This window comes from Streptomyces sp. NPDC048353 (genome assembly GCF_055587165.1).
Map to the genome: position 1 here is coordinate 922,735 of NZ_JBVJGU010000001.1, position 20,375 is coordinate 943,109.

At 72.6% G+C, this 20,375-nt stretch carries 21 protein-coding genes; 13 read left to right on the top strand and 8 right to left on the bottom strand.

Going from position 1 to position 20,375, the window contains the following annotated elements:
- Positions 1–25: 25 nt before the first annotated feature.
- Positions 26–1,300 carry a glycosyltransferase 87 family protein gene (locus ACZ6RC_RS04115; RefSeq protein WP_469579437.1) on the bottom strand — a complete coding sequence of 425 codons (1,275 nt, stop codon included), beginning with the start codon at positions 1,298–1,300 and terminating at the stop codon, positions 26–28.
- An 82-nt stretch (positions 1,301–1,382) separates the two neighbouring features.
- On the opposite strand from ACZ6RC_RS04115, the gene ACZ6RC_RS04120 reads away from it, so the two are divergent.
- Positions 1,383–2,525, top strand: coding sequence for a glycosyltransferase family 4 protein (locus ACZ6RC_RS04120; protein WP_469579138.1), 1,143 nt, complete (start codon positions 1,383–1,385; stop codon positions 2,523–2,525).
- A gap of 64 nt (positions 2,526–2,589) precedes the next feature.
- On the opposite strand, the gene ACZ6RC_RS04125 is transcribed toward ACZ6RC_RS04120, so the two are convergent.
- Positions 2,590–3,120 (bottom strand): hypothetical protein, encoded by a 531-nt coding sequence (locus ACZ6RC_RS04125; protein WP_391140782.1) that lies wholly within the window; start codon positions 3,118–3,120, stop codon positions 2,590–2,592.
- Between the two features lie 175 nt (positions 3,121–3,295).
- Positions 3,296–5,092, bottom strand: coding sequence for an AMP-dependent synthetase/ligase (locus ACZ6RC_RS04130; protein ID WP_391140781.1), 1,797 nt, complete (start codon positions 5,090–5,092; stop codon positions 3,296–3,298).
- Positions 5,093–5,355: 263 nt separating this feature from the next.
- Here ACZ6RC_RS04130 and ACZ6RC_RS04135 point away from each other — a divergent pair, with 263 nt between their 5' ends.
- The 6 genes from ACZ6RC_RS04135 (at position 5,356) to ACZ6RC_RS04160 (ending at position 10,275) form a co-directional block, all read left to right on the top strand.
- On the top strand, positions 5,356–6,123 hold the full coding sequence (locus ACZ6RC_RS04135) for a metallophosphoesterase family protein (RefSeq protein WP_469579439.1): 768 nt from the start codon (positions 5,356–5,358) through the stop codon (positions 6,121–6,123).
- Between the two features lie 89 nt (positions 6,124–6,212).
- Positions 6,213–6,656, top strand: coding sequence for an SRPBCC family protein (locus ACZ6RC_RS04140; protein WP_469579141.1), 444 nt, complete (start codon positions 6,213–6,215; stop codon positions 6,654–6,656).
- Between the two features lie 112 nt (positions 6,657–6,768).
- Positions 6,769–7,917: an ArsA family ATPase gene (locus tag ACZ6RC_RS04145; RefSeq protein ID WP_391140779.1), complete on the top strand. Its 1,149-nt coding sequence runs from the start codon at positions 6,769–6,771 to the stop codon at positions 7,915–7,917.
- A gap of 54 nt (positions 7,918–7,971) precedes the next feature.
- Positions 7,972–8,433: a DUF5304 domain-containing protein gene (locus ACZ6RC_RS04150; protein ID WP_469579143.1), complete on the top strand. Its 462-nt coding sequence runs from the start codon at positions 7,972–7,974 to the stop codon at positions 8,431–8,433.
- Positions 8,434–8,512: 79 nt separating this feature from the next.
- On the top strand, positions 8,513–9,454 hold the full coding sequence (locus ACZ6RC_RS04155; protein WP_391140777.1) for an ROK family glucokinase: 942 nt from the start codon (positions 8,513–8,515) through the stop codon (positions 9,452–9,454).
- A gap of 77 nt (positions 9,455–9,531) precedes the next feature.
- Positions 9,532–10,275, top strand: a complete 744-nt coding sequence (locus tag ACZ6RC_RS04160; protein WP_469579145.1) for an endonuclease/exonuclease/phosphatase family protein — start codon at positions 9,532–9,534, stop codon at positions 10,273–10,275.
- 183 nt (positions 10,276–10,458) lie between these two features.
- On the opposite strand, the gene ACZ6RC_RS04165 is transcribed toward ACZ6RC_RS04160, so the two are convergent.
- Both ACZ6RC_RS04165 and ACZ6RC_RS04170 read right to left on the bottom strand, forming a co-directional pair.
- Positions 10,459–11,112 carry a hypothetical protein gene (locus ACZ6RC_RS04165; RefSeq protein ID WP_469579147.1) on the bottom strand — a complete coding sequence of 218 codons (654 nt, stop codon included), beginning with the start codon at positions 11,110–11,112 and terminating at the stop codon, positions 10,459–10,461.
- Positions 11,105–11,887, bottom strand: coding sequence for an alpha/beta hydrolase (locus tag ACZ6RC_RS04170; RefSeq protein ID WP_391140774.1), 783 nt, complete (start codon positions 11,885–11,887; stop codon positions 11,105–11,107). Before ACZ6RC_RS04170 ends, ACZ6RC_RS04165 begins: the two co-directional genes overlap by 8 nt.
- Positions 11,888–12,100: 213 nt before the next feature.
- Between ACZ6RC_RS04170 and ACZ6RC_RS04175 the strand changes: the two genes are divergently transcribed.
- From ACZ6RC_RS04175 to ACZ6RC_RS04190, 4 genes are all read left to right on the top strand, one after another.
- Entirely contained in the window at positions 12,101–12,832 is a 732-nt protein-coding gene (locus ACZ6RC_RS04175) for a lysophospholipid acyltransferase family protein (RefSeq protein WP_453615763.1), read from the top strand.
- A gap of 32 nt (positions 12,833–12,864) precedes the next feature.
- Positions 12,865–14,097: a MacS family sensor histidine kinase gene (macS, locus tag ACZ6RC_RS04180; RefSeq protein WP_469579149.1), complete on the top strand. Its 1,233-nt coding sequence runs from the start codon at positions 12,865–12,867 to the stop codon at positions 14,095–14,097.
- 8 nt (positions 14,098–14,105) lie between these two features.
- A complete protein-coding gene (locus ACZ6RC_RS04185; RefSeq protein WP_391140772.1) occupies positions 14,106–14,804 on the top strand; it encodes a response regulator in 699 nt (232 codons plus the stop codon).
- 121 nt (positions 14,805–14,925) lie between these two features.
- Positions 14,926–15,924, top strand: a complete 999-nt coding sequence (locus tag ACZ6RC_RS04190) for a 2-hydroxyacid dehydrogenase (protein ID WP_469579151.1) — start codon at positions 14,926–14,928, stop codon at positions 15,922–15,924.
- A 17-nt stretch (positions 15,925–15,941) separates the two neighbouring features.
- Here ACZ6RC_RS04190 and ACZ6RC_RS04195 read toward each other — a convergent pair whose 3' ends face one another.
- Complete coding sequence (locus ACZ6RC_RS04195) at positions 15,942–17,810, bottom strand: anthranilate synthase family protein (protein WP_469579153.1); 1,869 nt, start codon at positions 17,808–17,810, stop codon at positions 15,942–15,944.
- A 93-nt stretch (positions 17,811–17,903) separates the two neighbouring features.
- Entirely contained in the window at positions 17,904–18,002 is a 99-nt protein-coding gene (locus tag ACZ6RC_RS04200; RefSeq protein ID WP_469579154.1) for a trp operon leader peptide, read from the bottom strand.
- A 58-nt stretch (positions 18,003–18,060) separates the two neighbouring features.
- Between ACZ6RC_RS04200 and ACZ6RC_RS04205 the strand changes: the two genes are divergently transcribed.
- Both ACZ6RC_RS04205 and ACZ6RC_RS04210 read left to right on the top strand, forming a co-directional pair.
- The gene (locus ACZ6RC_RS04205; RefSeq protein ID WP_391140769.1) at positions 18,061–19,410 is read left to right on the top strand and encodes a class II 3-deoxy-7-phosphoheptulonate synthase; all 1,350 of its coding nucleotides are present in this window, start codon (positions 18,061–18,063) and stop codon (positions 19,408–19,410) included.
- 138 nt (positions 19,411–19,548) lie between these two features.
- Positions 19,549–19,803: a (2Fe-2S)-binding protein gene (locus ACZ6RC_RS04210; RefSeq protein WP_391140768.1), complete on the top strand. Its 255-nt coding sequence runs from the start codon at positions 19,549–19,551 to the stop codon at positions 19,801–19,803.
- A gap of 2 nt (positions 19,804–19,805) precedes the next feature.
- On the opposite strand, the gene bfr is transcribed toward ACZ6RC_RS04210, so the two are convergent.
- A complete protein-coding gene (gene bfr / locus ACZ6RC_RS04215; RefSeq protein ID WP_391140767.1) occupies positions 19,806–20,282 on the bottom strand; it encodes a bacterioferritin in 477 nt (158 codons plus the stop codon).
- Between the last annotated feature and the right edge of the window lie 93 nt (positions 20,283–20,375).

Genomic DNA, 20,375 nt, shown 5'->3' on the forward strand with positions numbered 1-20,375 from the left:
GGTCTCGTACGGCTCCGGTTCGGTTTCAGGGGGCCGACAGGGCCTTCGCCCGGTCCGCGCGCACCGGCGCCGCCGGGGTCCGCTCGCGCGGCTCGGTCACCGTCTGGCGCCACAGGACGCGGCAGGCGGAGACGGAGGCGGCGACCAGCAGCCCGTTCCGTACCAGCAGCAGGGTGAGGCCCAGCGGGTCGCTGTCGGTCACATGCGAGAACCAGACGGGGAACTCCAGCTGCGTCACCGCCGTCGCCCACAGGACCAGGATCGCGGGCCGCCGCATCCGGCTCGCGCGGTAGACCAGGCAGACGGCCGCGAGCCCGACCAGCCAGATCATGTACTGCGGGCTGATCACCCGGCTCGTGGTGGTGAACAGCAGCACCGCCACGAACGCCGCGTCCGCCGGGGTCGTGGTGGAGAAGGCGCGGGCCCGGAACCGCCACAGCAGCAGCCAGGCGAAGACGGCGACCGCCAGCGCCATCGCGGCCGTGGAGACGGCGGCGACGCCCGGGCCGAGGAACTCGATCGAGCCGTAGTTCATCCGCGGCTCGCCCTCCCAGCCGACGTGCCGCGCCACGTGGAAGACGAGCGCGCCGAGCGACTCGACCTCCGTACCCCGGTCCCGCTGGTAGCCGAGGAAGGCCAGCGCACCCGGCGCCGCGAGGGTGCACAGCAGCAGCACACCGGCCGCCGCGCCCGCCGCTGTCGACCAGGAGCGCAGGGTGGCCCGGCCGCGCGGGGTGCCCGCGAGGAGCAGCGCCGGCCAGACCTTCACCACGGCCCCGAAGCCGGCCAGCGCGCCCAGGACCCCGGGGCGCCGGGGCGCCGCGAGCAGGGCGGCGACCGCGACGGCGGTGACCATCAGGTCGTACCGGGCGAACGCGGTCGGGCCGAGCAGGGGGACACCGGCGATCCAGATCCAGGCGCCGCGCGGGGTGCGGCCGGGGCGCCTGCCCGTGTACAGCAGCAGGCCGAGGACGACCGCGTCACAGAGGAGGGCGAGGACGAAGAAGGCGGAGGAGTAGCCGAGGAACGGCAGCAGCGCGGGGGAGAGGACCGCGAGGGCGGCACCCGGCGGGTACTGCCAGCTGACGTCGTCCAGCGGGTACGTGCCCGTCCGCAGGACCTCGTACCAGCCCTGGTAGATGTGCTCGATGTCGCTGGTGACGTCGGGGCCCGGCATCACCAGCACCTTGAAGACGCACAGCAGCAGTACCGCCCTCGTCGCCGCCCACACCGCGAGCGGAAGCCTGAGCTCCGCGCCGTCGGCCGCGCGCCCGCGCAGCGCGCCCAGTACGCCCGTCATCCCTGCCTCGTCCTCGTCCTGTCGGTCCGCTGTCGCGGAGGTGCTGCCGGGCGGCGGCGCGGCCACGGTAGATTCGGCCACGATGCACAAGACCTTGATCGTAACCAACGACTTCCCGCCCCGCCCCGGCGGAATTCAGGCGTTCCTGCACAACATGGCGCTGCGCCTGGATCCCGAGCGGATCGTGGTCTACGCCTCCACGTGGAAGCGCGGCCGCGAGGGGACCGAGGCGACCGCCGCGTTCGACGCGGAACAGCCTTTCACGGTCGTACGCGACCGCACCACCATGCTCCTGCCGACCCCCCGCGTCACCGCCCGGGCGACCGCCCTGCTGCGCGAGCACGGCTGCGAGTCGGTCTGGTTCGGGGCGGCCGCGCCGCTCGGCCTGATGGCGCCCGCGCTGCGGCGGGCCGGCGCGCGGCGCCTGGTGGCCACCACGCACGGGCACGAGGCGGGATGGGCGCAGCTGCCCGCCTCCCGGCAGCTGCTGCGGCGGATCGGCGAGCACACGGACACGATCACCTACCTCGGCGAGTACACCCGCTCGCGGATCGCCTCGGCGCTCACGCCGGCGGCGGCCGAACGGATGACGCAGCTCCCGCCGGGCGTCGACGAGAAGACCTTCCACCCCGGGTCCGGCGGCGAGGCGGTACGCGAACGGCTCGGGCTGACCGACCGGCCGGTGGTGGTGTGCGTCTCCCGGCTCGTCCCCCGCAAGGGGCAGGACACGCTGATCAGGGCCCTCCCGGCGATCCTGCGCCGGGTGCCGGACGCGGTGCTCCTGATCGTCGGCGGCGGCCCGTACGAGAACGATCTGCGGCGGCTCGCCGCGACGACCGGCGTGGCCGGCTCCGTACGCTTCACCGGCGCCGTGCCCTGGGCCGAGCTGCCGGCCCACTACGGCGCCGGCGACGTCTTCGCCATGCCCTGCCGGACCCGCCGGGGCGGCCTCGACGTCGAGGGGCTCGGCATCGTCTATCTGGAGGCCTCGGCCACCGGCCTGCCGGTCGTCGCCGGGGACTCGGGCGGCGCCCCGGACGCGGTGCTCGACGGCGAGACCGGCTGGGTGGTGCGCGGCGACTCCCCCGAGGAGTCCGCGGACCGGGTGGCGACCCTGCTGCTCGACCCGGAGCTGCGCGCGCGGATGGGCGAACGCGGCCGCGCCTGGGTCGAGGAGCGCTGGCGGTGGGACCTGCTGGCCGAGCGGCTGAAGGAGCTGCTCTGACGATGCCCCGACGGCGCCCGCCGGCCCCGGACCGCGACCGGGCGGGCGCCGCCGCTCCCCGGTGTCAGCCGGAGAGCCGGGCGGGCAGGTAGTCGGTCAGCGCGCAGCCGTCCACCAGGAGCTCCTCCTGGCGGTACCCGTCGGGGATCTTGAAGTCCTTCTCGCAGGTGAAGAGGAGGGTGCCCGAGTCCTTGAGCTTCTGGGCCACCCGCTCGTCGCCCGGGACGAGCGCGAAGTCCTGGCCGATGAGGAAACGGCCGCCGCCGCCCTTGGCCGCCGCATCCCGGTTCGCCTTCTGGAACTTCTCCATGTCGGTGACGGTCAGCAGGGTCAGAGTGTCCTCGCGGTCGTCGCCGCAGACCGCGCGCTGGCCTATGCCCCAGGCGGGGTCCTTGGCCTCCTCGTTCATGGAGCCGTCCCCGGAGGCCGCCCGCAGATCGCTGCAGAGCGTGTGCTCGCTGACGATCCGTTCGACGCCCGCCAGGTCGCCCGCCTTCGCCAGGCCGGCGTCCTCTCCCCAGCTGCTGCTGCAGCCCGTGACCGTGACCAGGGCGGTCAGGGCCGCCCCCAGGACGGCGGTGCGCTTGAGCCGCATGAAACCTCTGCTCCTCATGTCTGTCTCTGCCTCGGGTGCCGGTGGCACGGCGGGTCGCCGTGACCGGTGGTGGACGCGGAACACGCTCCGGAACCCGCTCCCGGAACACGCTCTCGGACCGCGCGAACGCCCCCGGCGGCCCGACGCGGGCTGCCAGGGGCGTTCTGGGCGACCGTCAGGCGCGGTAGATCGCCTCGATCTCGTCGGCGAAGTCCTTCGCCACGACGTTCCGCTTCAGCTTCAGCGACGGGGTGATGTGCCCCGCCTCCTCGGTGAACTGGGAGTTCAGGATCCTGAACTTCCGCACCGACTCGGCCTTGGACACCGCCGCGTTGCCGTCGTCCACCGCCCGCTGCACCTCGGCGAGCAGCTCCGCGTCCTCGCGCAGCGTAGCGGCTGTCGAGCCGGACGGCTTGCCGTGGTCGGCGGCCCACCGGCCGAGGAACTCCTCGTCCAGGGTGACCAGCGCGCCGACGAACGGCCGCCCGTCGCCCACCACCATGCACTCCGCGACCAGCGCGTGCGCCCGGATCCGGTCCTCGATGACCGCCGGGGCGACGTTTTTGCCGCCCGCCGTCACCAGGATCTCCTTCTTCCGGCCGGTGATCGCGAGGTAGCCGTCCTCGTCGAGCGTGCCGATGTCACCGGTGTGGAACCAGCCGTCGGCGAGCGCCTCGGCCGTGGCGGCCTCGTTCTTCCAGTAGCCCGAGAAGATGTGCTCGCCGTGCAGCAGCACCTCGCCGTCGTCGGCGATCCGGACCACCGACCCGGGCAGGGGCTGCCCGACCGTGCCGATCTTCTGCCGGTCCCAGGGGTTGAACGCGGTCGCCGCGCACGACTCCGTCAGGCCGTAGCCCTCCAGGACGGTGAAGCCGATGCCCCGGAAGAAGTGGCCGAGCCGCTCGCCCAGCGGCGCGCCGCCCGAGATCGCGTACTCGCCGCGGCCGCCGAGGACCGCGCGCAGCTTGGAGAAGACCAGCTTGTCGAAGATCCGGTGCTTGATCCGCAGACCGAGCGAGGGTCCCTGCGGCGTGCCGATCGCGCGGCTGTACGCGATCGCCGTGTGCGCGGCCTTGTCGAAGATCTTGCCCTTGCCGTCCGCCTGCGCCTTGGCGCGCGCCGAGTTGTAGACCTTCTCGAAGACGCGCGGCACACCGAGGATCAGGGTGGGCCGGAACGCGGCCAGTTCGTCGGTGAGGTTCTTGATGTCCGGCACCGTGCCCAGCTTGATCGGCGCCATCACGGAGGCGACCTCGACCAGACGCCCGAAGACGTGCGCGGCGGGCAGGAAGAGCAGGACCGAGCACTCTCCGGTACGGAACAGCGGCTTGAGCCGCTCCACCACGTTGCCGCACTCGGCGAAGAACGCGCGGTGGGTCAGCACACAGCCCTTGGGGCGGCCCGTGGTGCCCGAGGTGTAGACGATCGTCGCCGGGTCGTCGGCGTGCGCGGACGACATCCGCTCGTCGAGAAGCGCGTCGGAGACCTCCGCGCCGGACGCGGTGAGGCGGGCCACCGCGTCGGCCTCGATCTGCCAGACGCCCTTGAGCTCCGGCAGGCCGGAGCGCACCGACTCCACCGCCGCCTCGTGGGCGGCGGACTCCGCGAGGACCAGCGTGGCCTCCGAGTCGCCGAGGATCCACTGGATCTGCTCCGGCGAGCTGGTCTCGTACACCGGGACGGTCACACCGCCGGCGCTCCAGATCGCGAAATCGAGAAGGACCCATTCGTAACGGGTCCGGGACAGCAGGGCCACCCGGTCACCCGGCTCCACACCGGCGGCGATCAGCCCCTTCGCGACCCCGCGGACCTCGGCGAGGAACTGCTCGGCGGTGACGTCCGTCCAGACGCCGGCCACCTTGCGTCCCATCACGGCGACATCGGGGTGCTGAGAGGCGTTGCGGCGGATGAGATCCGTCAGGTTGCCGTCCGTGGGGACCTCGTACAGGGCCGGAAGGCTGAACTCGCGCAAGACTGCTGCTCCTCATCGGGCGCCGGCGCCACGGCTCTGTGTGATGCACCGGTGAAGTCCAAGATCGGGCAGGTGCTCAGTGGGGTGAGCACGACTGGACTGCCCGGACGTTACCCATCAGTACTCGGTTCCCGATAGGGGGGTCAGGTCAGATGTTCCATGCGTCACACATGTATGGCGGTGCTTCGCGCACAGTAGTCCACTCCTTCGCGGACTTGGAAGTAACCGCAGGTCCGACCCCCTAAGGTGGGTCCATGCCAGGCATGAGAGTCCATGTCGTCAGTGATGTGCACGGGAACACCGGCGCCCTCGCCAAGGCGGGGGAGGGGGCGGACGCCCTCATATGCCTCGGTGACCTCGTGCTCTTCCTCGACTACGCCGACCACAGCCGGGGGATCTTCCCCGAACTCTTCGGCGTCGAGAACGCCGACCTGATCGTCGAACTGCGCACCGCGCGCCGCTTCGACGAGGCCCGCGAGCTGGGCAGACGGCTCTGGACCGCGCTCGAGGTCGACCGCGACACGGCCATCGAGGCGGCCGTCCGCCGCCAGTACGCCGAGATGTTCGCCGCCTTCCCCACGCCGACCTACGCCACCTACGGCAACGTCGACATCCCGCGCCTGTGGCCCGAGTTCGCCCGCCCCGGGACCACCGTCCTGGACGGCGACCGGATCGAGCTCGGCGGATTGGTCTTCGGCTTCGTCGGCGGCGGCCTGCGGACACCGATGCGCACCCCGTACGAGATCTCGGACGAGGAGTACGCGGCGAAGGTCGAGGCCCTCGGCGCCGTCGACGTGCTGTGCAGCCACATCCCGCCCGACGTGCCGGAGCTGACCTACGACACGGTCGCGCGCCGCTTCGAGCGCGGCAGCCGCGCCCTCCTCGACGCCATCCGCCGCACCCGGCCCCGCTACGCCCTCTTCGGTCACGTCCACCAGCCGCTGGCGCGGCGGATGCGGATCGGCGCCACGGAATGCGTGAACGTCGGCCACTTCGCCGCGACCGGGAGGCCGTGGGCGCTGGAGTGGTGAAAGCCCGGCCCCGGGGGCGCGATAGCCTTCGGTCGGCACGTTCGTGCCCTTCGACTTCCGCCGGACCGCACAGTGGAGGAACCACCGCGATGGCCGAACACACCAGCTCGAGCATCACCATCGAGGCGGCACCGGCCGACGTCATGGGCGTGATCGCCGACTTCGCCCGCTACCCCGAGTGGACGGGCGAGGTGAAGGAGGCCGAGGTCCTGGCGACCGACCCGGCCGGCCGCGCGGAGAAGGTCCGGCTGCTGCTCGACGCCGGCGCGATCAAGGACGACCACACCCTGGCGTACACCTGGACCGGCGACCACGAGGTCAGCTGGACCCTGGTCAAGTCCCAGATGCTCCGCGCCCTCGACGGCTCCTACCGGCTCGCCCCCGCGAACGGCGGCAGGGGCACCGAGGTGACCTACCAGCTGACGGTCGACGTCAAGATCCCGATGCTCGGCATGATCAAGCGCAAGGCGGAGAAGGTCATCATCGACCGCGCGCTGGCCGGCCTGAAGAAGCGCGTGGAGTCGGGCGCCTGAGCCACCGCCCCCGCAGGCCCCACGGGCCGGCGGCGGAACCGGGCTCCCGACGGGCCCGCCCCCGGCGACCCCGGGGGCCCGGGCGGGCGGCGCACACCGATAACGTCGCCGCATGCGGATCATCCTTGTCACCGGCCCCGGCGGCGCCGGGCGCACCACGGTCGCCTCGGCGACCGCCCTCGCCGAGGCGCGGGCGGGCCGCGGGGTCCTGCTGGTGTCCGAGCGACCCGACGAGGCGCTCGCCGCGGCCGCCCCCGGCGCCCTGCGGATCCTGCGCCCCGACCCGGCCGCCGACTTCCGCCGCGAGTTCCTGGACCTCCAGGCCCGCTCCGCCACCGCCCTCGACCTCCTCGGCGCGGCCCCCCTGGAGGACGCCGAGCTGACCGAACTCCCCGGCAGCCGCCCCTTCGCCCTCCTGCGTGCCCTGCGCGACGCCGCCGCCACGGACCGGGACCTGGTCGTCGTCGACATGCCGCCGCTCCTTGACGCCCTCGCGGTCCTCGCCCTGCCCGAGCAGCTCCGCCGCTATCTGCGCCGCCTCCTGCCCGCCGAACGACAGGCCGCCCGCGCCCTGCGTCCGATGCTCGCCCAGCTGGCCGGCGTCCCCATGCCCGCCCAGTGGCTGTACGAGACCACCGGCCGCTGGGAGGCCGAACTCGCCGCCGTCCAGGCGGTCGTCGACGCCCCGGACACCACCGTCCGCCTCGTCGTCGAGCCCGGCCCGGACGCCCACGACGCCCTGCGCACCGCCCGCCTCGGACTCGCGCTCCACGGCCTCGCCCTCGACGCCGTCGTCGCCAACCGGATGCTCCCCGCCGACTCCGCCGACCCCTGGTTCGCCGCCCTGGCCGCCCGCCGGCGAGAGCACCTGGACCGGCTCCGTACCGGTTACGACGGCACCGTCCACACCCTGCCCCACCTCGGCCGCGACCCCGAGGGCCCCGAGGACCTCGTCACGCTCGCCGTGGCGGAGAAGGCCGGGGACCCGGTCGAGCGGCCCGCCCCCGCGTGGCGGGTCGAGGACCGCCGCGAGGACGACGGCATCCTCGTCTGGCACCTCCCGCTGCCCGGCGCCGTCAAGGAGGAGCTGTCCCTCGTACGCCGAGGGGACGAACTCCTCCTCGCCGCCGGGCCCTTCCGCCGGAACGTCCCGCTGCCGCCCGTCCTGCGCCGCTGCACCGTCTCCGGCGCCGCTCTCGTCGACGGCGACCTGCGGATCCGGTTCACCCCCGACACCGGCCTCTGGCCGAAGACGTCGTAACGGACACCGCTGCGCCCGTGTACCGTCGACGGTAGAAGCCGTAAGGAGTACGCCATGAGCGATTCGGATGCCTGGGCCAAGGCGTGCGCCGAGGACCTGGAGGCCGAGAAGGCCCGCCGCCGCGCCCGCGCCGGCACGGAGCCCGGTTCGGCCGCCGAGGAGTTCCGCAGACTCTTCGACGCCGTCGCCGACAAGGTCTCCGGTCTGCGGGGCCCGCTGGGCGGCATGGCCGCCCAGGGCGCGGTCCAGCACACGGTGCAGCAGATCGTCCACCAGGCGAAGGCCGCCGTCGAGCCCGTCATCGAGCGGAACCCGCAGGTCTTCGACCACCTCGCGGCCGCGGGCAACGAACTGCTCGCCGCGTACCGCTCCGCGGTCGAGAGCCACGAGACGCGCTGGACCCGGGAGGGGACCGGCCCGTCGCGCGCGGAAAAGGGCGACGCGGCCCCCGCCGACCGTCCCGACGACCCGCGCGACGAGGGCCCCGGCACCGGGCAGCACATCGATCTCGACTGAGCGGTCCGACTGAGCGGTAGGGTCGCGCCCCTCGGGTACGGTTGCCCCTAGCGGGGCTCGACCGAAAACTGAGGGACACATGGGACTCACCATCGGCGTCGACATCGGCGGCACGAAGATCGCGGCCGGCGTGGTCGACGAGGAGGGCAACATCCTCGACACGCACAAGGTGCCCACCCCGCCGACCCCCGGAGGCATCGTCGACGCGATCTGCGCCGCTGTGTCCGAGGCCGGCAAGGGTCATCAGATCGAGGCCGTCGGCATCGGTGCGGCGGGTTACGTCGACGACAAGCGCGCCACCGTCCTCTTCGCGCCGAACATCGACTGGCGGCACGAGCCGCTGAAGGACAAGGTCGAGCAGCGGGTCGGCCTGCCGGTCGTCGTCGAGAACGACGCGAACGCGGCGGCCTGGGGCGAGTACCGGTTCGGCGCGGGGCAGGGGCACGACGACGTCATCTGCATCACGCTCGGCACCGGCCTCGGCGGCGGCATCATCATCGGCAACAAGCTCCGCCGCGGACGCTTCGGCGTCGCCGCGGAGTTCGGCCACATCCGGGTCGTCCCCGACGGCCTGCTGTGCGGCTGCGGCAGCCAGGGCTGCTGGGAGCAGTACGCCTCCGGGCGCGCCCTCGTCCGGTACGCCCGGCAGCGCGCGAACGCCACCCCGGAGAACGCCGCCATCCTCCTCGCGCTGGGCGACGGCACCCCGGAGGGCATCGAGGGCAAGCACGTCAGCGCGGCCGCCCGGCAGGGCTGCCCGGTGGCCGTGGACTCCTTCCGCGAGCTGGCCCGCTGGGCGGGCGCGGGCCTGGCCGACCTGGCGTCGCTGTTCGACCCGTCGGCGTTCATCGTCGGCGGCGGTGTGTCGGACGAGGGCGAGCTGGTGCTCGACCCGATCCGGAAGTCCTTCCGGCGCTGGCTGATCGGCGGCCAGTGGCGCCCGCACGCGCAGGTCCTCGCGGCCCAGCTCGGCGGCGAGGCCGGCCTGGTCGGCGCGGCGGACCTCGCCCGCCAGGGCTGACACCGTCCCGTACTCCTCATGACTCCGCCCGCCGTGCCCCTCGGGGTACGGCGGGCGGTTGTCGTATGTTGCTGGGCATGGCGATCAGTGAGCTGCCCAACTCCCGCACCGAAGCGGACGGTTCGGCCGTCGTCCGGGTGCTGTCCTACAACGTCCGTTCCCAGCGGGACGACGAGGACGCCCTCGCCCGGGTCATCCGGGCCTGCGCGCCCGACCTCGTCTTCGTCCAGGAGGCGCCCCGCTTCTTCCGCTGGCGCAAGCACGCGGCCCGGCTCGCCGCCAAGAGCGACCTCTATGTGCTGAGCGGGGGCGCCACCGCCGCCGGGCCGCTGCTGATGTGCTCGTTGCGGGCGACCGTGGAACGCACCGAGGACGTGCTGCTGCCGCTCACCCCGGGGCAGCACCGGCGGGGCCTCGCCACGGCGGTCGTACGGTTCGGGGCGGCGCGGGTCGGGCTGATCAGCTGCCATCTGAGCCTGCGCGAGGAGGAGCGGTACGCGCAGGCGGGGATGGTCCTGGACCGGGTGGCGGCCATGGGCGTGCCGCACACGATCGTGGCCGGGGACCTCAACGAGCGCCCGGAGGGCCGGAGCTTCACGCGGCTGGCGAAGGAGCTGCGGGACGGGTGGCAGGTCGCCCCCTGGGGCGGGGAGCGCACCTTCCCGCCGGGCGATCCGTACCAGCGGATCGACGCGATCCTCGCCACCCCGGGGGTCGAGTTCCTCGGCTGCGGTGTCCCGACGGGCCTCCCGGAGGCGGACCTCAGGGCGGCGACGGACCACCTGCCGGTGCTGGCGGCGGTGCGGATCCCGGCGGGCTGAGCACGCGGGGCCCGGCGGCGGTGCGGATCCCGGCGGGCTGAGCAGGCGGGGCCCGGCGGGCTGAGCACGCCGCCCGGGCGCCCGGAAGCGGGTGGGCGCGCCGGTCACGCCACCGCCGGCCCCACCGGGCCTCGGCCCCCGCCCGGGGTCCTGGTCACCGGCCTGTCGAGGGCCGCGCCCCGCTCACACCACCGCGCCGCGGCCCGGGTCGTCGAAGCCGTCCTCGTCGTCGTCGTGCTTCATCCGGGCCACCAGCGTCGCGAAGCCGCCCAGGAAGCCGCCCACGCACAGGGTCGTCATCCACCAGGTCATGTCCCACCCGAGGAGCACCGCCAGCAGCATCAGGACCGGGCCGCCCACCACGCCCAGCCACGCGAACTTCGTCGTCGCGTCGGCCTCCGGCAGCGGCGGCGGCTCCGGGGGGACGAAGTGGCCCTCGCCGTCGTCGTCCTTCGCGGCGCGCTTGCCGGTCTTGCTCCCCGCGCCGGGCTCGCCGTCCCCGGTCTCCTCGGCCGGCTCCTCGGCCGGCTCCTCGTCCGGGTCCGCGAGCCGGTAGTCACGCGGGCCGCCGCCCACGCTCACCCCGGGGGCGAAGACGACCGAGCTGCCGAGAGCCGGTCTCTCCGGCTCCTCGTCCTCGGCCTCGTCCTCGGTGTCGCCGTCGCTCTCGCTCTCGCTCTCCACCGGCTCGGGCAGCGCCAAGTCCTCGACCGACCGGAAGGGCCGCGCGCCCGGCGGATCCGTCGGCTCCTCGCCGTACCCAGCGACGATCGCGGCCCAGGCCGCCTCCTCGTCGATGGGCTGCGGCTCGCGCTCCCCGTCCTGCTGCTCAGCCACCGCTCGTGCTCCCCTTCTCCCCTACGACGTCCGGAGCGAGCCGGCCGACGAACGCCCAGCTCTCCTCGAAGATCCGCTCCGCGTCATGGTCCAACGTCGCCACGTGGTAACTCTGTTCCAGCAGGACCTCGCGGACGTCCGTCGAGGAGACCCGGCTGAGGATGCGGGCCGAGTCCGCCGGCGGCACCACGTGGTCCTGCGGGCTGTGCAGCAGGACGAGCGGCTGGGTGACCTGCGGCAGCTCCGCGTCCACCGTGCGGAAGAACCGGCGCAGCGAGTGCGCCGCGTGCAGCGGCACCTTGTCGTACCCGATCTCGGTGACGCCCTCCTTGGCGATGTCGCTGGCGATGCCGTTCGTCGTGGGGACGAGGTGGCGGACCACCGGCAGCGCGTGCGCGGCGACACCGTGCACCTTGTTGCCGGGGTTGACCAGGACCAGGCCCCGGACCGCGTCCCCGTGCTTCGCCGCGAGCCGCAGGGCCAGCGCCCCGCCCATCGACAGGCCGAAGACGAAGACCCGCTCGCACCGGGCGAGCAGCTCCCGCAGGGCCCGGTCCACCTCCGCGTACCAGTCCTGCCAGGTGGTGAGCTGCATGTCCTCCCAGCGGGTGCCGTGCCCGGGCAGCAGGGGCAGCGACACCGTCAGCCCGCGCTCGGCGAGGTACTCGGCCCAGGGCCGCAGCGACTGCGGGGATCCGGTGAATCCGTGACAGAGAAGGACGCCGACCTCTCCGCCCTCATGGCGGTACGGCTCGGCTCCAGGGAGGACCGGCACCGGGGTCTCCTGTTCGGGGTTCGGCTTCGGGAGGTACGACGAAGCGACGGCAAGAGGGAAGGACTTCACGGTACGCGACCGGACCGACACCGACCAGGTCCGTAGACACGAAGGTGCCCCGCCGTGGGCCGCTCCGGCGCGGGGGCGTGGGACACGGCGGGATATGGTCTGTCCGACGGCACACGGAAGGTACCCGAGTTGATCTACGGCGCAATGAAGTTCTCCATCGGAGGCTCGCTGAAGCTGGCCTTCAGGCCGTGGGTGGAGGGCCTCGAGAACATCCCCGACGAGGGGCCGGCGATCCTCGCGAGCAATCACCTGTCGTTCTCCGACTCCTTCTTCCTCCCCGCCGTGCTCGACCGCAAGGTCACCTTCATCGCCAAGGCCGAGTACTTCACCTCGCCCGGGGTGAAGGGCAAGCTCACCGCCGCCTTCTTCAAGGGCGTCGGCCAGCTGCCGGTGGACCGCTCCGGCGCGCGCGGCGCCGGCGAGGCGGCGATCAAGGCCGGGATCGACGTCATCGAGAAGGGCGGACTCTTCGGGATCTACCCCGAGGGCACCCGCTCGCCCGACGGCCGGCTCTACCGCGGCAAGCCCGGCGGCCTCGCGCGCGTGGCCCTGGCCACCGGCGCGCCCGTCATCCCGGTCGCCATGATCGACACCGAGAAGATCCAGCCGCCCGGCAAGGTCGTCCCCAAGCTGATGCGCCCGGGCATCCGGATCGGCAAGCCGCTGGACTTCAGCCGCTACCACGGCATGGAGGGGGACCGCTTCATCCTGCGCTCGGTGACCGACGAGGTCATGTACGAGATCATGAAGCTGTCCGGCCAGGAGTACGTCGACATCTACGCGACGGCCGCGAAGCGGCAGATCGCCGAAGCCGAGAAGGCCGCCAGGGAAGCCGTCAAGGCCGAGATCGCGGCACGGGAAGAGTCCGGCGCCTGACCCCTGCCGGGGGGCGTCGTGGGGTGGGGGAGATGGCCAAACGCGAGCGAGTCGTGCGGATGTCGGTCGAGCAGCCGCTGTGGCGGGCGCTCACCGCCTACCGTGTCCTGACCATGGTCTACGCCGTGCTGCTCTTCGTCTTCTCGCGCGACTCCTTCGAGCGGCCCTGGGTGGCCATCGGCTTCCTCACCGTCCTGTGCGTCTGGAACCTGGCCACCCTCCCGAAGGTGGCCAACGCCGCCGGCTGCACCCGGCGCTTCCTGGTCGCCGACCTCACCGTCGCGCTGACCGGCATCCTGCTCACCCCGCTCGCCGACGACCAGGCCCGGACCGTCGACGGCCCCACCCTGCCGTCGATATGGACCGCAGGGGCCGTCCTCGCGTACGCCATCAAGGGCGGCTGGCGCTGGGCGGGCTTCGCCTCCTCGCTGGTCGCCGTCGCCAACATCATCGAGCGCGGCCACCCGAGCCGCGACACCCTGCACAACGTGCTCCTCGTCTGGGTCGCCTCCATCGCCATCGGCTACGTCGTCGAGGTCGCCCGCGCCTCCGAGCGCACCCTCGCCCGCGCCCTGGAGATCGAGGCCGCTACCCGGGAGCGGGAGCGGCTCGCCCGGGACATCCACGACAGCGTGCTCCAGGTCCTGGCGATGGTGCAGCGGCGGGGCACGGCGCTCGGCGGCGAGGCCGCCGAGCTGGGCCGGATGGCCGGGGAGCAGGAGGTCGCCCTGCGCACCCTGGTCGCCGGCGGACTGACCCGGCCCTCCCTGGTCTCCGAGGACGAGTCCGAGGGAGCCGTCGTCCGCTACGTCGACGTCTCCGAGGACGAGGCCGGCACGGCGGCCTCCGCGACCGCCCTGGTCGATCTGCGGTCCCTGCTCGCCCCGCGGGCCGGGGCCCGGGTCACCCTCTCCGACCCCGGCGCTCCCGTCCTGCTCCCCTCGGCCGCCGCCCGCGAACTGGCCGCCGCCGTCGGTGCCGCCCTGGACAATGTCCGGGTCCACGCGGGGGCGGACGCGCGGGCGTGGATCCTGGTCGAGGACTGGCCGGACGAGGTGATCGTGACCGTACGGGACGACGGCCCCGGCATCCCCGAGGGGCGGCTGGCGCAGGCCGAGGGCGAGGGCCGGATGGGCGTGGCCCTGTCCATCCGGGGGAGACTGCGGGACCTGGGCGGTACGGCCGAGCTGATCTCGGTCCCCGGCCAGGGCACGGAAGTGGAACTGAAGGTCCCGCGTCAGCGCGGGAGCCACGGGGGAAGGTGAACGGACAGATGAGCGAGCAGCGGGTGGACGGGTCCTCGACGGCCGGGCCGATCAGGGTGATGGTCGTCGACGACCATCCGATGTGGCGGGACGCGGTCGCGCGCGACCTCGCCGAGGCCGGCCTGGACGTGGTCGCCACGGCCGGTGACGGCGAACAGGCGGTGCGGCGCGCCACGGCGGTGAGCCCGGACGTCCTCGTCCTGGACCTCAACCTGCCGGCGAAGCCCGGCGTCCAGGTCTGCAAGGAGCTGGTCGGCGCCGACCCGGCGCTGCGGGTCCTGGTGCTCTCGGCGAGCGGCGAGCACGCCGACGTCCTGGAGGCGGTCAAGTCCGGCGCCACCGGCTATCTGCTGAAGTCCGCCAGCACGGCCGAGCTGATCGACGCGGTCCGCCGCACCGCCGTCGGCGATCCGGTCTTCACGCCGGGCCTGGCGGGCCTGGTCCTCGGGGAGTACCGCCGGCTCGCCTCCGAGCCGGCCCCCACCGCGGGCGCCGACGAGCCGAAGGCCCCCCAGCTGACCGAACGCGAGACCGAGGTCCTGCGCCTGGTCGCCAAGGGGCTGAGCTACAAGCAGATCGCCGAACGCCTGGTCATCTCGCACCGCACGGTGCAGAACCACGTCCAGAACACCCTCGGCAAGCTCCAGCTGCACAACCGCGTGGAGCTCGTCCGCTACGCCATCGAGCGCGGCCTGGACGACGCCTGACGATTCCCCCGTCCGTTGCACGGAGGCGGGGGGCTTCCTCACCTGAGGCACGCGCGCCGCCTCCGGGGACCGTATATTCGCCGAGTACCAGACAAAACCGGCAAACCCCCGGAGGGGCTCCGTGGAGATCCTGGCGTTCGGTGTGCAGGCGGACGAGAAGCCGCTGATCGAGGCGGCCTTCCACGGCCACCAGGAGGTCCGCTGCCTGGACGTCTTCCTCACCGAGGACACCGCCCCCCTCGCCGCCGGCCACCCCATCGTCTCCACCAGCGTCAACGCCGACCTCGGCGCCCGGGTGCTGCGGACCCTCGCCGACGGCGGGACCAGGATGATCGCCCAGCGCTCCACCGGCTTCAACAACATCGACCTCGACGTGGCCGAACGCCTGGGCCTCACCGTCGCCCGGGTCTCCTTCTACTCCCCCTACTCCGTCGCCGAGTTCGCCTGGACGCTGGCGATGGCGGTCAACCGGCGGATCGTGCGCGCCTCGAACCGGACCCGCGACTTCGACTTCCGGCTCGACGGGCTCATGGGACGCGATCTGCGCGGCCGCACCGTCGGCGTCCTCGGCACCGGCAAGATCGGCGAGGCGTTCACCCGGATCGCCCACGGCTTCGGCATGCGGCTGCTCGGCTGGGACGTCTCCCCGAACCCGGCCTGCGCCGACCTCGGCATGGCCTACGTCGACAAGGACCGGCTCCTCACCGAGTCCGACGTCGTCAGCCTCCACCTCCCGCTGATGCCGGCCACCCGCCACCTCATCGACGCCGCCGCGCTCAAGGCCATGAAGGACGACGCCATCCTGGTGAACTCCAGCCGCGGCGGCCTCGTCGACACCGAAGCCCTCGTCACCGAACTGCGGGCCGGCCGCTTCACCGGGGTGGGACTCGACGTCTACGAGGCGGAGGCCGGGCTCTTCTTCCTCGACAAGTCCCTGGAGGTCGTCGAGGACGACACCCTGGCCCGCCTGGTGACCTTCCCCAACGTCGTGGTCACCTCCCACCAGGCGTACTACACCGTCGACGCGGTCGGCCAGATCGTCGCCACGACGCTCCGCAACGTCCTCGACTACACCGAGGGCCGGCGCAGCGAGAACGTCCTGGTCCCCGCCGCCCCCTGACCCCTTGGGGCAAACCCCTAGACCAGCACCCCGGCGAGCAGCGACGCGGTCAGCTCCGCCCCCTCCTTTGTCAGCACCGACTCCGGGTGGAACTGCACGCCCGCGAAGCCCGGCCCGCGCAGCGCGTGCACCTCGCCCGTCTCCGCGTCCCGGCTCACCTCGATCCGGTGCAGCGCCAGCTCGGTCGCCGTCCGGTCGTCGCAGCGGGCCGTGAAGCTGTTGTAGAAGCCGACCGTCCGCTCCTGCCCGAAGAGGTCGATCCGCACCTGCGCCCCCTGGAACGGCACCCGCTTGCGGACGATCTCCAGACCCAGCTCGGCCGCGATCAGCTCATGGCCCAGGCAGACGCCCAGCAGGCCGTGGCGGTGGTCGCGGACCAGGTCGGCCGTCAGCCCCCGCAGGAACCGCATCTTCGGATCGGCCGTGTCCCCCGGGTCGCCGGGCCCGGGGCCGAGGATCACCGGACCCTCGTGCGCGAGGGCCAGCTCCCGCACCCCCGGCTCGTCGTAGCGCGTCACCGAGACGTCGAGCCCGGAGGAGCGCAGCAGGTGGGCGAGCATCGCGGTGAAGGTGTCCTCCGCGTCGATCACCAGGGCGTGGCCGCTCAGCTCCGCCGACCGCACCTGCATCCGCAGCCAGAACGGCGCCAGGTCGGCCCGCCGCGCGTCCAGCGCCGCCCGTACCCGGGGATCGTCGGCGAGCCGACCCGCCGGCGCCGCCCCGTCGCCGGGCCGCCCCTCCCGTACCCCCAGGGCGGCGAGCACCCCGGCCGCCTTGGCGTGCGTCTCGGCCACCTCGCCCGCCGGATCGGAGTGCCGGACCAGCGTCGCGCCGACCGGCACCCGCAGCCGGCCGCCGGCGGAGATGTCGGCGGTACGGATCAGGATGGGCGAGTCCAGCGTCTGGGCCCCGCTCTCGTCCCGGCCGAGCAGCGCGAGAGCCCCCGCGTAGTAGCCGCGGCCCCCCGACTCGTGGCGCTCGATGACCCGGCAGGCGTTCTGCACCGGGGACCCGGTGACGGTCGCCGCGAACATCGTCTCCCGCAGCACCTCCCGCACGTCGAGGGAGGAGCGGCCGCGCAGCTCGTACTCCGTATGGGCGAGATGTGCCATCTCCTTGAGCCGGGGCCCGATCACCACCCCGCCCCGGTCGCCGACGGTGCACATCATCTTCAGCTCCTCGTCGACCACCATGGACAGCTCCTCGGTCTCCTTGCGGTCGGCGAGGAAGGCGAGGAGGCCCTCGGGGGTCGGCGCGGTGCCGGACGGATAGCGGTACGTGCCGCTGATCGGGTTCATCACGACGGTGCCCCCGGACATCCGGACGTGCACCTCCGGACTCGCGCCCACCAGCGTCCGCTCCCCGGTGTGGACGACGAACGTCCAGTACGCGCCCCGCTCGCCGGTGAGCAGCCGCCGGAACAGGGCCAGCGCGTCGGCCCGCCCGAAGCCCGGGATCTCGCCCGTGTAGGTGCGCCGGATGACGAAGTTGGCGCCCTCCCCGGACCCGATCTCCTCGTCGATCACCCGCCGCACGGTGGCGGCGTAGGCCGCGTCCGACACGTCGAACCCGCCGCCCTCCACCCGTACGTCATGGGCCGGCAGCCGCTCCGTCACGGCGGCCAGCGGCAGCTCGTACGCCTCCTCGGCGACCAGCACGGAGAGCGGTGTGCCGTCGTCGCGGACGTCGAAGCCCCGCTCGCGGATCTGCCGGAACGGCACGAGCGCGAGCGTCGGCAGCGGCCCGACCGGCAGGTCGGCGAGCCGTTCCGCCTCGTGCACCGCGCCGATCAGCACCTCGACGGTGTCGTGGTCACGGCCCGGGGTACGGCGGCGCAGCAGCGCGAACGGGGGACAGGAGTCGTCCAGGAGGCGGGAGAGGTCCATCGATGCGTTCCTTCCGTGGAGCGGAGAGGAACGGCCCGGGAAAACAGAGAAGGCCGCCCCTCGGGCGGCCTTCGCGTGTTCGGGTACGCGCAGTCAGTGGGCCGCCGGATGAGCGGTCCACCACCAGTTACGGGTCGTCTGCGCGAACATGGCCGAGATCGTAGCCCATCGGCTCTGTCGTGTCCCTCTCATCCGTCTCAGCAAGCGGTCAGTGGCTTGGACGGCGCCCGCCGCCACGTACTGTGGTGGTGTGACCGTGAACGCTGATTCCCACGCCGTCGCCAAGGCGACCTGGCGAGACCTGCCCGCGGCGCAGCAGCCCGAGTACCCCGATGCCGAGGCTCTGCGCGATGTGATCGCGGACCTCGAGTCGTATCCGCCGCTCGTCTTCGCGGGCGAGTGCGACCAGCTGCGCGCCCGGATGGGAGCCGTCGCCCGTGGCGAGGCGTTCCTGCTCCAGGGCGGCGACTGCGCCGAGGCCTTCGACGCCGTGTCCGCCGAACACATCCGTGCCAAGCTCAAGACGCTGCTCCAGATGAGCGCCGTCCTGACGTACGCGGCCTCCGTGCCCGTCGTCAAGGTCGGCCGCATCGCCGGGCAGTACTCCAAGCCCCGCTCGAAGGGGACCGAGACCCGTGACGGCGTCACGCTGCCGACGTACCGCGGCGACTCCGTCAACGGCTTCGACTTCCACGAGAAGGCCCGCGTCCCGGACCCGGAGCGCCTGAAGCGGATGTACAACGCGTCCGCCTCGACGCTCAACCTGGTGCGCGCCTTCACCACCGGCGGCTACGCCGACCTGCGCCAGGTGCACGCCTGGAACCAGGACTTCGTGAAGTCGTCCCCCTCGGGCCAGCGCTACGAACAGCTGGCGCGCGAGATCGACAACGCGCTGAACTTCATGAAGGCCTGCGGCACCGACCCGGCCGAGTTCAAGGCCGTCGAGTTCTACGCCTCCCACGAGGCGCTGCTGCTCGACTACGAAGGCGCCCTCACCCGCACCGACTCGCGCACGGGCCGGCTGTACGACACCTCCGGCCACATGGTCTGGATCGGTGAGCGCACCCGCCAGCTCGACCACGCGCACATCGAGTTCGCCTCGCGGATCGCCAACCCGATCGGGATCAAGCTCGGCCCGACGACCACCGGCGACGACGCGCTGACGTACATCGACCGCCTGGACCCGGAGCGCGAGCCCGGCCGGCTGACCTTCATCGTCCGCATGGGCGCCGACAAGGTGCGGGACAAGCTCCCGGAGCTGGTCGAGAAGGTCACCGCCTCCGGCGCGACCGTCGCCTGGGTGACCGACCCGATGCACGGCAACACCTTCGAGGCGGCCTCCGGCCACAAGACCCGCCGCTTCGACGACGTGCTCGACGAGGTCAAGGGCTTCTTCGAGGTCCACAAGGCCCTCGGCACGCACCCGGGCGGCATCCACGTCGAGCTCACCGGCGACGACGTCACCGAGTGCGTGGGCGGCGGCGACGAGATCTTCGTCGACGACCTGCACCAGCGCTACGAGACGGCCTGCGACCCGCGGCTCAACCGCAGCCAGTCGCTGGACCTCGCCTTCCTGGTGGCGGAGCTGTACCGCGACTAGCGGTCGCGATCAGTAGGTGTGTTCCTACGACGATGGGGCGCGGATCCATGTGATCCGCGCCCCACCGTCGTTCACGGGGCTTTTACGCGCCGGGCGTGCCGGGTAAGGTTAGGTTAGCCTTATCGATCTCGGCAGGAGGTGAACCGCGTGTACGTCTGCTCATGCTTCGGTGTCACGGAGAAGCAGGTGAAGGCCCACGCGGACGCGGGCGCCTGCACACCCCGCCAGATCGCCTCCGCCTGCAAGGCCGGGACCGACTGCGGTTCCTGTGTCCGCCGTATCCAGGCCATCCTCGGCCGCGGCAACTGCCCCCGGCGCGAGCTCCTCGACCAGGGCATGCCCGCCCTCGCGACCGACCTGCCGGTCCCGGACGAGCTCTCCGAAGCCGCCTAGACCTAGCTGGGCTGCTCGATCAGCGTCGAGATGTAGAGGGACTCACCGAGGTTCTCGATCAGGTCAAGCTGGGTGTCGAGGTAGTCGATGTGGTGCTCCTCGTCGGCCAGGATCTCCTCGAAGAGGTTCGCCGAGGTGATGTCCCCCTTGGCGCGCATGACCTCGATGCCCCGCTTGAGGCGGTCGATCGCCTCCACCTCCACCTGGCGGTCCGCCTGGAACATCTCGGTGACCGTCTGACCGACCCGGACGTGGAAGAGCCGCTGGTAGTTGGGCAGCCCGTCGAGCATCAGGATGCGCTCGGTGAGCTTGTCCGCGTGCTTCATCTCGTCGATGGACTCTTCGCGGGTGTACTTCGCGAGCTTGGTCCAGCCCTTGTTGTCCTGGATGCGGTAGTGCAGCCAGTACTGGTTGATGGCCGTAAGCTCGCCGGTCAGCTGCTCGTTGAGGAACTCGAGGACCTCGGGGTCGCCCTGCATCGCAGAGGCTCCTTCCACGCATGTCTACGTAATGACTGGGCAGGATGGCCGCATCCTTGCACCACGGATGGGGGGCGTCCAGTAAGTGCAGGC

Coding starts and splice junctions, on each gene's coding strand:
- ACZ6RC_RS04115 (WP_469579437.1), bottom strand. CDS start 1,300: ATGACGGGCGTACTGGGCGCGCTGCGCGGGCGCGCGGCCGACGGCGCG.
- ACZ6RC_RS04120 (WP_469579138.1), top strand. CDS start 1,383: ATGCACAAGACCTTGATCGTAACCAACGACTTCCCGCCCCGCCCCGGC.
- ACZ6RC_RS04125 (WP_391140782.1), bottom strand. CDS start 3,120: ATGCGGCTCAAGCGCACCGCCGTCCTGGGGGCGGCCCTGACCGCCCTG.
- ACZ6RC_RS04135 (WP_469579439.1), top strand. CDS start 5,356: ATGAGAGTCCATGTCGTCAGTGATGTGCACGGGAACACCGGCGCCCTC.
- ACZ6RC_RS04140 (WP_469579141.1), top strand. CDS start 6,213: ATGGCCGAACACACCAGCTCGAGCATCACCATCGAGGCGGCACCGGCC.
- ACZ6RC_RS04145 (WP_391140779.1), top strand. CDS start 6,769: ATGCGGATCATCCTTGTCACCGGCCCCGGCGGCGCCGGGCGCACCACG.
- ACZ6RC_RS04150 (WP_469579143.1), top strand. CDS start 7,972: ATGAGCGATTCGGATGCCTGGGCCAAGGCGTGCGCCGAGGACCTGGAG.
- ACZ6RC_RS04155 (WP_391140777.1), top strand. CDS start 8,513: ATGGGACTCACCATCGGCGTCGACATCGGCGGCACGAAGATCGCGGCC.
- ACZ6RC_RS04160 (WP_469579145.1), top strand. CDS start 9,532: ATGGCGATCAGTGAGCTGCCCAACTCCCGCACCGAAGCGGACGGTTCG.
- ACZ6RC_RS04175 (WP_453615763.1), top strand. CDS start 12,101: ATGAAGTTCTCCATCGGAGGCTCGCTGAAGCTGGCCTTCAGGCCGTGG.
- macS (WP_469579149.1), top strand. CDS start 12,865: ATGGCCAAACGCGAGCGAGTCGTGCGGATGTCGGTCGAGCAGCCGCTG.
- ACZ6RC_RS04185 (WP_391140772.1), top strand. CDS start 14,106: ATGAGCGAGCAGCGGGTGGACGGGTCCTCGACGGCCGGGCCGATCAGG.
- ACZ6RC_RS04195 (WP_469579153.1), bottom strand. CDS start 17,810: ATGGACCTCTCCCGCCTCCTGGACGACTCCTGTCCCCCGTTCGCGCTG.
- ACZ6RC_RS04200 (WP_469579154.1), bottom strand. CDS start 18,002: ATGAGAGGGACACGACAGAGCCGATGGGCTACGATCTCGGCCATGTTC.
- bfr (WP_391140767.1), bottom strand. CDS start 20,282: ATGCAGGGCGACCCCGAGGTCCTCGAGTTCCTCAACGAGCAGCTGACC.